13 protein-coding genes are annotated in these 13159 nt (G+C 63.0%); 8 read left to right on the forward strand and 5 right to left on the reverse strand.

The features are described from left to right. Positions 1–657 precede the first annotated feature (657 nt). From ACFVTM_RS20500 to ACFVTM_RS20515, 4 genes are all read right to left on the reverse strand, one after another. Complete coding sequence (locus tag ACFVTM_RS20500; protein WP_390205872.1) at positions 658–1437, reverse strand: SDR family NAD(P)-dependent oxidoreductase; 780 nt, start codon at positions 1435–1437, stop codon at positions 658–660. Between the two features lie 5 nt (positions 1438–1442). After that, complete coding sequence (locus ACFVTM_RS20505) at positions 1443–1784, reverse strand: hypothetical protein (protein ID WP_390205874.1); 342 nt, start codon at positions 1782–1784, stop codon at positions 1443–1445. A gap of 176 nt (positions 1785–1960) precedes the next feature. Further along, positions 1961–2293, reverse strand: a complete 333-nt coding sequence (locus ACFVTM_RS20510) for a hypothetical protein (RefSeq protein ID WP_390205875.1) — start codon at positions 2291–2293, stop codon at positions 1961–1963. 331 nt (positions 2294–2624) lie between these two features. Next, entirely contained in the window at positions 2625–3035 is a 411-nt protein-coding gene (locus tag ACFVTM_RS20515) for a hypothetical protein (protein WP_377984902.1), read from the reverse strand. A gap of 441 nt (positions 3036–3476) precedes the next feature. Between ACFVTM_RS20515 and ACFVTM_RS20520 the strand changes: the two genes are divergently transcribed. The 5 genes from ACFVTM_RS20520 (at position 3477) to ACFVTM_RS20540 (ending at position 9256) form a co-directional block, all read left to right on the forward strand. Next, entirely contained in the window at positions 3477–4463 is a 987-nt protein-coding gene (locus ACFVTM_RS20520; RefSeq protein ID WP_390205876.1) for a transposase family protein, read from the forward strand. A 473-nt stretch (positions 4464–4936) separates the two neighbouring features. After that, the gene (locus tag ACFVTM_RS20525; protein WP_377984901.1) at positions 4937–5251 is read left to right on the forward strand and encodes a DUF6221 family protein; all 315 of its coding nucleotides are present in this window, start codon (positions 4937–4939) and stop codon (positions 5249–5251) included. Between the two features lie 223 nt (positions 5252–5474). Beyond that, positions 5475–6695, forward strand: coding sequence for an FAD-binding oxidoreductase (locus tag ACFVTM_RS20530; RefSeq protein WP_390205877.1), 1221 nt, complete (start codon positions 5475–5477; stop codon positions 6693–6695). A 137-nt stretch (positions 6696–6832) separates the two neighbouring features. After that, positions 6833–7609, forward strand: coding sequence for an endonuclease/exonuclease/phosphatase family protein (locus ACFVTM_RS20535; RefSeq protein ID WP_390205878.1), 777 nt, complete (start codon positions 6833–6835; stop codon positions 7607–7609). Between the two features lie 600 nt (positions 7610–8209). Beyond that, complete coding sequence (locus ACFVTM_RS20540) at positions 8210–9256, forward strand: MsnO8 family LLM class oxidoreductase (RefSeq protein WP_390205880.1); 1047 nt, start codon at positions 8210–8212, stop codon at positions 9254–9256. A 92-nt stretch (positions 9257–9348) separates the two neighbouring features. On the opposite strand, the gene ACFVTM_RS20545 is transcribed toward ACFVTM_RS20540, so the two are convergent. Next, a complete protein-coding gene (locus ACFVTM_RS20545) occupies positions 9349–9642 on the reverse strand; it encodes a hypothetical protein (RefSeq protein ID WP_111905340.1) in 294 nt (97 codons plus the stop codon). A gap of 525 nt (positions 9643–10167) precedes the next feature. On the opposite strand from ACFVTM_RS20545, the gene ACFVTM_RS20550 reads away from it, so the two are divergent. From ACFVTM_RS20550 to ggt, 3 genes are all read left to right on the forward strand, one after another. Continuing rightward, positions 10168–10752: a hypothetical protein gene (locus ACFVTM_RS20550; RefSeq protein ID WP_390205881.1), complete on the forward strand. Its 585-nt coding sequence runs from the start codon at positions 10168–10170 to the stop codon at positions 10750–10752. A 103-nt stretch (positions 10753–10855) separates the two neighbouring features. Continuing rightward, on the forward strand, positions 10856–11038 hold the full coding sequence (locus tag ACFVTM_RS20555) for a DUF1508 domain-containing protein (protein WP_390205883.1): 183 nt from the start codon (positions 10856–10858) through the stop codon (positions 11036–11038). A 283-nt stretch (positions 11039–11321) separates the two neighbouring features. Further along, complete coding sequence (gene ggt / locus ACFVTM_RS20560) at positions 11322–13142, forward strand: gamma-glutamyltransferase (protein WP_390205984.1); 1821 nt, start codon at positions 11322–11324, stop codon at positions 13140–13142. The last annotated feature ends 17 nt before the right edge of the window (positions 13143–13159 follow it).

Here is a 13159-nt window from a genome sequence, read left to right on the forward strand (position 1 = left end):
CGCTGCTCTTCGGATAACGAACTATGTGAATGCAAAAAACTGCTCCCCGGGAGTCAGAACTGAATTTCTCAGTCCAACTTCCGGGGAGCAGTTCATCATCTGGTCGGGGCTTTTTTGTCTCAACACACAGGACAGCACAGCTGTCCCGAGATTCTCTGTGAAGAAGCATCTTCGCAGAGCACGACCGCACAGCCTCTGGCTGGTCAACGGCTCTGATCCCACTGGCTGAGCATCAATTCCGCTGCTCAGCCACCCATTTCAGCGTCAACAAACCAGCACAGGAGAACACCATGAGCAAGGGCCTCCACGCCACCAAGACCGGCGAGATTGTCTTCGTCACGCCCCTGGGCGGGAACCACTACCGCCTGGACTACAGCGACGGCCGCGTCACTTTCATCTGACCCACCCGAACCGCCGGCTCCATCACAGAAATCCTGCGACAGCCTGGTCCGGGGGAGTACTTCCTGATACACCAGGTGCAATATCAATCGATAAAGGTTGACATAATCTTCACTCTCGGCTGATCGCCGAAACGGCTGCTTGACAGCGCTTCGCTCTCTGACCAGCGCGGCCGTGGCAGACGTTTCGGCGAGCAATTCGATATGCCGTCTGGTGCGCCGCCGGGGCTTCGGGTGGAAGTCTGCGGACGGTAGGTCTTCACAGCGTGGTGATCAGGCCACCGTCGATGGTGAAGTTTGACCCTGTGGCATTGGCCGCCTTGTTGCTGGCAAGGAACAGCACGACGTCGGCAATTTCGGATGGGTGGCTGAACCGTCCCGTCGCCGCGTTGGCAACGGCTGCGGAGGCAACATCGGCAGGGGTGCGGCCAGTTGCCCGGGACACGGTGTCGGCCACGCCGCCGGTGGCGAGCCACAAGTCTGTCTCGACGGGCCCGGGGCTGACGCAATTTACCCGAATGCCTTGGCGTCCGAATTCCTTCGAGAGTGATTTGGCGAAGTTCCCCAGGGCCGCTTTCGCTGCGCCGTAGTCCATGACGGCAGGATCTGGCAGGAATGCATTGACGGAAGCCACGTTGACAATGGTGCCCCCGCCCGCCTGCAGCATTTTCGGAAGGACAGCCCTGGTGACACGCACGGCCGCCAGGAAGTTCAGGTTCAAGGAAGCGGCCCAGTCATCATCGGAGATCTCCAGGAAGCCACCAATTCGGGTTTTGGCGGCGCCGACATTGTTCACCAGTATGTCGACCTTTGTCCCGGCCGCATCGACGAGTGCTTGGCCGGCGTTCGGCTCCGATAAGTCAACTGGGACGAACTTGAGCTGTCCGTTCCCCGAAAGGTCCCCCAACTCCGGCGAGGTGGATCTTGCGCCGGCAATGACGGTGGCACCTTCGGCCAGGAGGGCCCGCACAATGGCCAGGCCTATTCCTTTACTGGCGCCTGTAACGACGGCTACTTTGCCATGCAATCCGAGTTCCATGGAGTTTAGAATCCCTTGCTGCTCAGCCACTGCAAGGTGACGTTGGCGACGTCGTCCCAATCCTCGTCGATGGTCAGGGAGTGCCCCCGACCCTCAAACTCGTGGTACTCGGTGACGGATTTGGAATCGCCTGCATACAGGTTCACCGGTTGCTCGACGATTACCTTCGGCGCGGTGTGGTTTTCGGATCCGGAGGTCAGGAGCAGCGGGCTCCTCTCAGCTTTAGGGGTGTCGACGGTGTTTGGTGAACTCTTGAACAAGTTGCAGGGATCCCACGAGCTGGAATGGGGCCACGGGCCGTGGATGAACACGACTGGATGGTCGTGGTTTGTAGTGGATTCGGACATCGCAGTATCCCTTTCTGGACAGGAAACCAGCTTGGTACAAAGGGCGAGACCAAGAACCTTTAGCCCCAGTTTGCGCCGACGTTTCAGCCATGGCCAGAGTGGTGGGCTTTGTTCCTGCGAGGCAGGAAGCCTTCAGTTGCCACACGTTCCGCTAGGCAACTTCTTTTACAGGTTGGCTAGTAACACGACTCCCTTACCCAGTCCTTGTCGCCCTTGCCCTTCGAATAAGTGCAGTACCGGTGGGAATCCTTGTTCGGGTAGTTGCGGTTTTCGCACAACCTGTTCGTTTCCGGGACATACCACCGGCTAATGACGTAGTAGTACATCTCGTCGTTCGGGTCCCTCCGAGGTTGCTGCTCCTCGTGCTTCGCGACGAAAAACACCAGGTCAGACAATTCCTCGGGAGCAAGCTTCACGTCGTCCGATTCGGACAGCTTCCAGGAGGCGATGAAATCTTTCAGCTGACTGCTGAGATCGCGTTGATGCCCGGTTTGCTGTTGCTGGCTCATCGTAGGTCCCACACTTTCTCCGTTAGGTGGATTGGGGTGCATCCGCCGGGCTAAAGGCTGGAGCACAGCATGCCACAGCGAGTAGTGGGCATCACCCAAAGATTCACCTGCAGGGCTCCGGGGACGATCTTCAGAAATGTGGTACCCCCACTTCCGTTTCCGCCACTGAAGGTGAGGGTGTTTCGGAAGTAGAACGGTGGCACTGACTCGTAGACGTCGTAGGTGACTGTCTGATCCAGTCCTGTCATCTGGACCACCAAATAGCCCGTCAGGGAGAGCGAGAAATATATCTGCGTAAACACGCCGGGAACACAGATGGTGGGCGCCCGGCTCATTGCTTGCCGTCCTTCAAAATGAAGCCCGACCCAAATTCCTGGCTCTTCAGCAATGTGTATTCAGAGTCCGCCCGGACCAAGGAGATCCGCACCTTTCGGATCAGATCTCGGTCGGAACTGACGGGAAAGAACACGGCCGGGAAGTAGCGGGTGACATCTTTGGGGCGAATCCGGTACCCGCTGCCCACGAAGTCTTTGCCGGCTAGCAGCTTGATCAGGTCGTCTGGATCCTCAAAGGGGTATTTCAGGCCAAGCTCTCGCCGACGCTTGGCTGCCCATGCACCGATGCAAAGCTCGGGGACTCTGCTCACCGCAAAACTGAGGAGGTCGAGATCCTTGGGTTCGAACACCATCTCCGTCTGTGCCAGCAGCTCTGATCCTGCCTGTGGACCGAAAGGTTCTGACATGCCTGCTCCAATCATGGCAGTCCGGCCGGGAACCGACCTCGACACTGAAATTCCTTACAGGTAATGCGATGGCGGGTAGCCGCAAGTCTGGACCTGGGCGGTGAGCGCCGTCAAGACCGCCGTTGACTCATCAAAGATGCCCGCGTGGCGGTATTCGAGGAATCATCTGAGAATGCCCGCGTAGCGGCGTGTCCGCCGGGGTGATGTCCGCCGCTTCGGCACTGTGAGCCATGGAGCTTTCGATGAGTGAACGCAGGGCTGTCACCAAGGCATTGCCACCCGCTATGCCCGCTCGGACCGGGCGGCGAAGAAACTGGTTCTGGACGAGTTGTGCGCGACGACGGGATGGCACCGGGACCATGCCCGGAAGGCGTTGCGGCTGGCGCTGGTACTGAAGCAGGTCCGGCCCCGGGCGCCGCGGCCTCCGCTCTATGGGAGCCGGTGATCGAGGCGCTGCGGTTCTGCTGGGCGGTGCAGGGCACCCCGTGCGGGCGGCTGCTCGCGGCCGCCCTGCCGGACCTGGTCCCGCGCCTGCGCCGGTTCAAGGAGTTGCAGATCGATGACAGCACGGCGGCGCAGTTGCTGCGCATCGCACCGGCGACGATTGACCGCCGGCTCAAGGCGGACCGCGCAAGACTCGATCCCCGGGGCCGGTCCCACACCAAGCCGGGGTCGCTGTTGAAAGACTCCATCCCGATGCGGACCTGGGCCCAGTGGGACGACGCGGTGCCGGGGTTCGTGGAGATCGATCTGGTGGGCCACGAGGGCGGAAACAACAGGGGCGAATTCTGTTTCACCTTGGATATCACCGACATCGCCACCGGCTGGACCGAAACGCGGTCGGTCAGGAACAAGGCCCAGAAATGGGTCTTTGCCGCCATCAAAGACGCGAGGGCCGCGTTCCCGTTTCCGATCCTCAGCATCGATTCTGACAACGGGTCGGAGTTCATCAACTGGGAGCTGCTGACCTGGTGCGAACAGGAGAACCTGACCCTCACCCGGTCCCGCTCCGGGAACAAGAACGACGGGGCGCATGTGGAACAGAAGAACTGGCACATCGTCCGCCAGACCGTCGGCTACCACCGCTACGACACCGCCGCCGAGCTGGACCTGTTGAACCGGATCTGGGCGCTCCAGCGGCTGCTGACGAATCATTTCGGGCCGCAGCAGAAGCTATTGGCGAAGGTCCGGACCGGAGCGAAGATCAGCAAGACATACGACCGGCCCGCGACCCCGTTCCAAAGCGTTCTGGCCGACACCGGCACGGTCTCCCGGGACGTGAAGACGCGGCTGCGGCGGGAAAACAAGCCGCTGAATCCTGCCGCCATCCAGCGTCAGATCCAGGAACTTAGCGCCGAATTCCTGACCCTCACCACCGCGAAACAGGGCAACCAAACCCCAGCCCGCCATCCGGGCAAAACCAAATGATTCCACGAACCAACCCAGGCGGGCATCTTGACATGATTCCCCGGGGACCGCCCGGATGCTTGTTCTGGACACCGGTCCCCAGCAGCCGAGAGGTGCTTTCCCCTGCTTTGACATCCGGATCGCGTGCTGAGCGGTCCCCTCAACGAACAAGCCCGCCTCCCGCAAGAAGTGGGCTTGTTCTGTTTCTTCTGCCGGCACGGTAGCCGACGCGAAATGGACCCTGATGACCTCCCGGTCGCGACCGATGAAGCCTTCAGTTGCCACACGTTCCGCTAGGCAACTTACGCGAACACTCCGCCGGATGGCACTTCTCGGCGTTGGCGGCACGGGGCAAACAGCCCGCAGGCGAAGGCCGCCGCTGCCCGACGCGTGGCCGAGCCCGAGGCGCGGGAGACGAGGAACAGGAACCACAAACGGCTGATTCCGTAACATCAGCCACTCCCGGCTCCGAAGCCATACCGCAGAATGGACCCATGAACATCACCGAGTTTCTCGAAGCACGCATCAGCGAAGACGAAGCAGCTGCCCGGGAAGCGATGGAGGAACGGTCCCGATCCACGCCAAACGAGGGGGCCGATACAAGCCTCGTGCCCTGGCCGGATAGCCCAGTTCCAGCCGTACTTGTAGGACCGGAACGCGTCTTGGCTGAGTGCGTAGTGAAGCGGTCACTCATTGAGCACTGGGGGCAATACGAGGCACTCAATGGCCCATCTCTGCTAACCGTCATGGCCATGGTCTACGCCGACCACCCGGACTACCAGCAGGAGTGGGCGACCTATGGCGGCTGATCCGAGGTTCGCGGCTGGGGGAGGGGCCCGATAACCTTCTCCATCTGGAACAACACCTACTGGGTCGTTGAAGCTAAGAGTGGAGCAACAAGCAAGGCAATTGGCAAACGTGACACCGGGGACTGCTGAAGGTTTGATTGACACTTTGCCTGTCAGGATTTGATCCTTGCGGGTGGAAGGATGTTCATCATGCCCAAAGCCTTTCCCGAAGAGTTCTGACGCGATGTCGTCGCGGTCGCCCGCAAGGGTGAGGCACCTCCTGGTCGCCGTGCGTGGCGGCGGTCACAGCATCCCAGGATTCTCTACGTGTGACGACGGAATAGTCATTGATCTCTCGCGAATGCGCGGCGCGACGGTCGATGCCGAGCGGCGGACAGCTGTTTGCGCCGGCGGCGCGTTGCTGTCAGAGCTGGACGACGCGGCACAGTCGGTTGGTCTCGTATGCCCTGTTGGTGTGGTCTCCCACACCGGCGTCGCCGGCCTAACGCTCGGCGGCGGTATGGGCCGCCTGCAGCGGAAATTCGGGCTAACGCTCGACAACCTGCGTGCGGTGGAGCTCGTGACGGCCGACGGCGGGATCGTCCGCGTCTCTGCGGAGGAGAACCCCGATCTCTTCCGGGGTGTTCGTGGAGCAGGCTCGAACTTTGGCATCGCCGTGTCGTTCGAGTACGCCCTCCATCCGCTCGGCCATCCCGTCACGCACGGGACAGTCGTCCACCCGATCGAGCGAGCCGGTGAGCTGGCGCAGCTATTCGTTCAGATGGCCGAGACGGGTCCGGACGAGCTGTGGCTCGGCTTCTACATCCGACTGGCGCTCCCAGTGGAGAGCTTTCCGCCCGGGATCGGGAGCCGGCCGGTAGCCGCCGTCTCCGTCTTACACTGTGGGCAGCCCCGCGAGGCAGAGCGGGATCTTGCACGGTTGCGTGCGTTCGGACCGCCGGTTGCCGGCTCGATCGAGCCGAAACCGCATTTGGCGACACAGCGTCTCGGCGACGAAGCCGCGGCGTGGGGCCACCGCTTCTACATGAAGAGCGCATTCCTCCACAGCCTCCCCGAGGAGTTAGTCGACCAGGCGGCCGGGCACGCCCACGGGATTCCTCAGGGAGCCGAGGGCGAGTTCGGATTCTGGGCCGCAGGCCGGGCGATCGCCCAAGTGCCGGAGGACGCGACCGCCTTCACGGGCCGCACGGCGGCCTACTGGATGGGCGCCGAGATCAATTGGGACGATCCGATGCTCGACGGACCCTGCCGTGAGTGGGCCCGGGTGGGAATGGCCGACGTCGGGCGGTTTGCCGCCCAGGGCCGCTACGTCAACGACGTCGCCGAATCGCACAGGGACGCACGCTCGATCTACGGAGAGGGGAAGTACGAGCGGCTGATCGGGCTCAAGCGCGCATGGGACCCGGACAATGTCTTCCGGCTGAATCAGAACATCCGCCCGTAGGCTAGGAGCCCGGGACCTGGGGGGTCCAGCCGCCATCATCCCCCGACGCCGTCATCGGGAAGCTCCGGGCCGGCCGCATCTGCAGCCGACCCGGAGGCCTCAATCAGTTCACAAAGGAACCCAGTGCGAATCGTCTCGTGGAACTGCTCAATGGCGTACTACAAGAAACGCCACCTGATCGAGACGCTGCAGCCCGACGTCGTCATATTCCAAGAGGTCGCCAAGAAGACATTTCCGCGGTTGACCGACCCTTCGCGGCATGGACCGACAGCAATCCGAACAAAGGTCTCGGAGTTATTGGATTCGCCAACGTTCGCTACAAAATTTCAGAGCACGCGGATCCCAATTTGCCCTGGCATCTTCCCTTTTCGGTCGACGGCCTCAACGTCATTGCCCTTTGGGCGCATCAGTTGAATCGCGATCTCAGGTATGTTCGCGTGACCCATGAGATAGTCGACCGCCACGCTGGATTCCTTGCCGGCGGCAACGCCCTGCTCATGGGGGACTTCAACAGCAAAACGGTCTTGGACAGGCATCATCCCGGGAGGAACCACAGCATGCTGGTCGAAAAGCTGGCTGGGCTTGGACTCAGCAGCGTCTACCACCGCGACGCGGTGAACGACCAAGCAGCTGAGCCAATGAAAACTTACTTTCACACCCGGAACCTCCGTTTCGGGCATCACATTGACTTCGCATTCCTGAGCGACGGACTCCCGGCCGATCTCCGATTAGGGGGATCCGAAGACTGGTTGGCGCATAGCGACCATATGCCGCTGATCTTGGACAGCGTCCAGAAACATGCGGTCCTATGGCGCCGAAGCCTGCTCAGCATCCTTCGTTCGCGCGGCGCCGTCGACGAAAGTGGAGACTGTCCGCGAGCCCCGCTTGGACTGCCTTCCGGTCTTTCGGCGTAGAAAAGGACCAACTTGCTTGTCCGTGGGGCGACGGGACCAGGCCAATGCCACAGGGAAAATAATGGGCAGGGGAACGGTTCTCGGGACCAAGTAGCCTGTCCATCTACAGCCGCCCTAATGAGATGTCGACCTAGTTGGAAGAACAGGTCTCGATTTGGAAGAAAATAATCGTCCAATTGGAAGTCTTCCAAGTATTCGGCTGGTCGACCAGGGTTCCCTGTGAGTTCTTATGAACCTGCAACGACCGTTAGAACCCGCCAGACGCGTGCGGGGCCGTTTTCTTTCGGCCAACACTACGGTTGGCGATCCAATGAACTGGCGGAAATAGAAGGAACCCGCACGGCTACTGGTGCGCGTTTCCAGATGACTATCGGTACGGCGTGCTCGCCGCTGTGGCCAGAGGACGACTACATCCACACGCTCTGCCCCTCCTGCGGCCGTGTGTACCGCAATTTCAACATCGATCCACTGGCAGAACGCCTGAGCCCCGGGGAGCGGCCCTCGGCCGTCCGCCCACATTTGGTTGGACAGTGTCGGACCCGGACTCCGTACCCGCGCTCCGGAGCGGAATTCTTCCTCGCCCGGAATGGTTCCAGCAGTATGGCCCTTCCCCCTCCCCGGATTTCCATTCTCGACCGTGCCAACGCCCGGGACGGGTTTCCTGCTGCGGACGCCCTGAACCTGGTGCTGGAACGGGCCCAGCGGGCCGAGGAATGGGGTTACCACCGCTTCTGGGTCGCAGAGCACCACGCGGTGCCAGGCATTGCCGGTTCCGTTCCGGCCGTGCTGATGGCCGCCGTTGCCGCCCGGACGCACTCCATCCGGGTCGGTTCAGGAGGCATCATGCTTCCCAACCACCAACCACTCGTGGTGGCCGAACAGGCGGCCACGCTGGAGGCTCTGCATCCCGCGCGGATCGACTTGGGCGTTGGCCGGTCTGTCGGTTTCACCCCGGCAGTCCGGAGTGCGCTGCGTGCCGGGAAACAGGACGCGGAGCGGTTTGAAGACCAGCTGGCCCAACTGCTTGCTTACCTGTCCGGAGCCGGGCCCATCACTGCCCGGCCACGGAACGATGCGGTTACACCGGTGTTCGTGCTGGCCACCGGTTCGGGAATCGATATTGCAGCCCGTGCCGGCCTGGCTGTGGTGCTGGGCGGGCCAGCCGTGTTCCGGACGGATCAGAACGGCACACTCCCGGCGCTGGACAGGTACCGCTCACAGTTCCGTCCATCACGCTGGTTCGAGCGGCCCTTCATCCTGGTTTCCGCCAACGTAGCAGTGGCCCCCACCCGCCAGGCGGCGAGGGAACTGCTTCTGCCCGAAGCCCTCGCGCTGGCCCGCTCCAAGACCACTGGCGAATTCGCAGCCTTGGCACCTGTGGGTCCGACCGAGTGGGCCGGGCTGACTCTCCGGGAAAAGGAAGCGGTCGAAAGGAGCCTGTCCACATCGCTCTACGGCACGCCCTCCGAGCTGCGGACCCAAGTCCAGCACCTGCTCGCGACCTCCGGAGCTAACGAGTTGCTGATCACAGGCGGAGCTTTCGACGTCGCGGCACAGGCGGAATCCGATCGGCTCCTGGCCGGACTCTTCCCCCAAGACGAGCGCCGCAGCATGGACGACCGCCGTGGATTCGCGGCATCCCAGTGACGCCCACATGGCTTGACGCCACCTGGCGCCCTCCCAGCGCGAGCAGCCATTCCCGCCTGGCCCGGTCCTATGAATGGGCCGCGGCGGAGGAGCTACTGCTCGGCGCCGCCGTGCAGGGGGTCGTCGCTGGCGTCGCTGTCTGGTGTTGCGCCGAGGTCCTCCGGGGGCAGGTCGATGTTCCCGATCGCCTCGGACATATTGGGCATTCCCGGGACGCTGTAAGTATCCGGGAAGATGCCGTGGGCTTGTTCCTCGATCAGGGCTTCTTCTTCGCTGAACCGGATCTCGTTCGCTTCGTCGCCGATGTCGCCCGGGATGTCCTCGCTGAACTTTGACGGGTTCGGAACTATAAAGCCGTTGAAGCTGTCTTCGCTGCTGCCGGTCATTGGTTCATCCTTTCGTAAAGCCCCAATCACCTCAGCCTATGCCCGGCAGCTCAGGTATGACCCGGACGCAACCGGGGGACTTTCAGGAGCGCCGGAGAGGGATAGGGCTGATGCGCGCCCGGCAGTGTTGCATTGGGATGTCCGGATGAGGGCGCCATCGAGCTGTTTGCCAGGATCCGCAGAGACGCCCGCGTTGAGGGTTTGTCCATCCGTGGGCTGGCAAAGCGGTATCAGAGCGGCAGGGAAACCGTCCGGCAGGCATCGTCGGATCCTCTCCCGCCGGCGCGGAAGACTGCCGTGAGGTCGTCGCCCCGGCTGGAAGCGTTCAAATATGCGATCGTTTACTGATCTGCTCCGTGGCCGTGGAAGGGAATGCGGCGACTCCGGCTACGAGTGCTGTGAGCAACAGGGTCCCACGCGTGGCGTGTAGGGACGTGACAAAAGTCCAGTCGCGTAGGACATTTTTAGTATTGACTACGACGGCGCACCGGCGGATCGTAACTTACTGGCGGAAGGAATCCTACAGTGAGCAACTACGTTGTGCGTGCCCTGAAATTCACCTGCGGCGCCGACACCGGGCCCGACTGGGGCGGGACCGACGCCCCGTACTGGATTTTCACGGCTCTCGATCCCGGCGCGCAACAGACTAGGACCATGCGGTCGAGAGTCTTCGCCGAAGTGATCCCTGGTGGAACCAGGCTCTTTCCGCCAAACAGTGTCGTTTGGCCGAAACAAGGGGACATCGACGGAGCCCCGGGTCCTATTGCCCTCAGCGTCCAACTCTGGGAGGAGGATCAAGGCAATGCAGAGGCTACCCGGAAAACGACCGAGCAGGAGCTGTCCGCTGTCGGATACCTGCCACAGCTAACGGACTGGGCCGCCCAGGTCGCGAGCGTCGTGGGATTGGCCGTCGTCGGCGCCGTCGAGGACGAGGTCATGGGAGCCAAGACATTCCTTTTCCAGCAGTCCAGGCTCAGAAAGCTGCTCAAAAATCCGGGGGATTCCTACGTTGAACGGTTCCTGTTCGGCGGGAACACGGGCGACCTCCTGTTCGAAGTGGCGGGGGTGCCGGACTATGAACTCTTTCTGCAGGTCGAGAGGGTGACCTGAGAGCCGACTGTAGTCGGCACTTCAACCGCTGCGAGTTCCACGCCGTTTGGGAAAAGTGATCCGGTCGAGGTCGTTGGCGGCGAGCTCGACCTGGGTCAGGTCCATGTGGATTCTTCCTTGGCTGAGGTCCTCGCCACCGATGCGCGTCCAGACGGCAGTTGCGGGCACACCGGAAGGCGTCCTCGGAAAGTACAAGGCGAAGACCGGCGCGATGAACGGGGTCGAGTCCGTGGAGAAGAACGCCGGGTCCGACGTCGTGGACCTCACCGAGGACGGAGCTGTGTGACATGCGAAGGCCCGGCCGCCCAATGCAGGGCGGCCGGGCTTTCGGCGGTTGGGGGACTATTTGCCGAACGCTGCGGTGTGCTCGGCGTTCACCCTCGGGCTGAGCGTGTCCTCGATGCCATGATCGCCACCCGGACGGTCCTGCGGTCCTCCTCCGTGATTGTCCTCAACACCCACTTCGAAGCCCTCTGCGCCGGCAACTGTTGAGTGTCACAGCTCGGCGTAGTAGCGTGACAGCCACTGTCAATGCGCATAACAGGGACTCGGGAGCGATTATGGCAAATATGACACGTGGGCTGGTGGCCGTCACGGCGGCTCTGGCATTGAGCGTGACGGGCGGCGCCGTGGCTGCCCCTGCGTTCGCCGATCCGCGGGAGACGGAAAAGACCTCGACCGCCACGGGTTACGGCGGCGCGGTGAGCACCGTGGACCCCGAGGCATCCGCTGCGGCGATCGAGGTCCTCCGCAAGGGCGGCAACGCGGCGGACGCAGCCGTCGCCGCAGCCGCGACCCTTGGCGTCACCGAGCCGTACAGCGCCGGGATCGGCGGCGGAGGCTACTTCATGTTCTACGACGCGAAGACCGGCAAGGTGGGCACGATCGACGGCCGGGAGACCGCACCGGCGGGAATGCCGCACGACGCGTTCATCGACCCGGCGACCGGGCAGCCCTACCGCTTCACGCCAGAGCTCGTCACGAGCGGCGTCTCCGTTGGCGTCCCGGGCACGCCTGCCACCTGGGAGCGTGCCCTCGAAAGGTGGGGCACGCTCAGCCTTGGCGATGCCCTCAAGCCAGCCATCAAGGTGGCGACCCGAGGCTTTGTGGTCGACCAGACGTTCCGCCAGCAGACCCTCGACAACAAGGCCCGGTTCGAGGCCTTCACCTCAACGAGCAACCTCTTCCTCCGGGGCGGTGACGCCCCCGCCGTCGGCAGTGTCTTCCAGAACCACGACCTCGCCGAGACATACCGGCTCCTCGCCAAGAAGGGCACGGGAAGCTTCTATGGCGGCCCGCTGGCGGCCGAGATCGCGTCCACGGTGCAGGCTCCGCCCAAGACTGCGGGCACAACGTTGCCCGTTCCTGCAGGGCACCTGACGGCGGCGGATCTCGCCGCCTACCGCGCCCTGGATCAGGCGCCCACGCAGGTGGACTACCGCGACCTGGACGTCTACGGCATGGCGCCGTCCAGCAGCGGCGGCACCACGGTGGGCGAGGCGCTGAACATCCTGGAGCCGTCCAACCTGTCCGGGATGTCCACGCCGGCGGCCCTGCATCATTATCTCGAGGCGAGTGCGCTTGCCTTCGCGGACCGCGGCAAATACGTGGGTGATCCCGCGTTTGTCGATGTCCCCACCGCAGCGCTCACCGACCCGATATTCGGCAAGGAGCGCGCCTGCCAGATCGACCCGCTGCACGCGGCGGCGAAGCCAGTCGCGCCGGGGGCCGTGTCCTCGTACGACGGCGCGTGCCCGGCTGCCGCCGTGGCGTCCGCCGACGAGAAGGACACGGAGAACATCTCGACGACCAACATGACGGTCGCGGACAAGTGGGGGAACGTGGTCGAATACACGCTCACGATCGAGCAGACCGGCGGGTCCGGCATTGTGGTCCCCGGCCGCGGCTTCCTGCTCAACAACGAGCTGACCGATTTCACGACCGTATACAACCCGTCCGACCCGAATCGGATCGAGCCGGGGAAGCGCCCGCGCTCGTCCATGTCGCCGACCATCATCCTCAAGGACGGCAAACCGTTCCTCGCTCTCGGCTCGCCCGGCGGATCGACCATCATCACCACCGTCCTGCAGACGATCCTGAACCGGGTGGACCTGGGCATGACCATCTCCGAGGCGATCGCTGCGCCGCGTGCCTCGCAACGCAACACGGCCAAGGTCACGGCCGAGCCGGAGTTCATCGCCGCGTACGGCAGCCAATTGGCACCCTTTGGCCATCAGTTCACGCCGTCGGGGGATGCGTTCACCTCGGCAGCGGAGATTGGCGCCGCGACCGCCATCGAGTTCCTGCCCGACGGCGGCATGGTCGCCGCCGCCGAGCCCGTGCGACGCGGCGGCGGATCCGCAATGGCACTCAAGTCATCGCCGAGGTAGGGCCGGATGGTGGCTTT

The sequence above is a fragment of the Arthrobacter sp. NPDC058130 genome (genome assembly GCF_042884475.1).
GTDB lineage: Bacteria > Actinomycetota > Actinomycetes > Actinomycetales > Micrococcaceae > Arthrobacter.

Bases quoted from the DNA above. Each gene is read 5' to 3' on its own strand.
- ACFVTM_RS20500 (WP_390205872.1), bottom strand. From the start codon at position 1,437: ATGGAACTCGGATTGCATGGCAAAGTAGCCGTCGTTACAGGCGCCAGT.
- ACFVTM_RS20505 (WP_390205874.1), bottom strand. From the start codon at position 1,784: ATGTCCGAATCCACTACAAACCACGACCATCCAGTCGTGTTCATCCAC.
- ACFVTM_RS20510 (WP_390205875.1), bottom strand. From the start codon at position 2,293: ATGAGCCAGCAACAGCAAACCGGGCATCAACGCGATCTCAGCAGTCAG.
- ACFVTM_RS20515 (WP_377984902.1), bottom strand. From the start codon at position 3,035: ATGTCAGAACCTTTCGGTCCACAGGCAGGATCAGAGCTGCTGGCACAG.
- ACFVTM_RS20525 (WP_377984901.1), top strand. From the start codon at position 4,937: ATGAACATCACCGAGTTTCTCGAAGCACGCATCAGCGAAGACGAAGCA.
- ACFVTM_RS20530 (WP_390205877.1), top strand. From the start codon at position 5,475: ATGTCGTCGCGGTCGCCCGCAAGGGTGAGGCACCTCCTGGTCGCCGTG.
- ACFVTM_RS20540 (WP_390205880.1), top strand. From the start codon at position 8,210: ATGGCCCTTCCCCCTCCCCGGATTTCCATTCTCGACCGTGCCAACGCC.
- ACFVTM_RS20545 (WP_111905340.1), bottom strand. From the start codon at position 9,642: ATGACCGGCAGCAGCGAAGACAGCTTCAACGGCTTTATAGTTCCGAAC.
- ACFVTM_RS20555 (WP_390205883.1), top strand. From the start codon at position 10,856: ATGTGGATTCTTCCTTGGCTGAGGTCCTCGCCACCGATGCGCGTCCAG.
- ggt (WP_390205984.1), top strand. From the start codon at position 11,322: ATGACACGTGGGCTGGTGGCCGTCACGGCGGCTCTGGCATTGAGCGTG.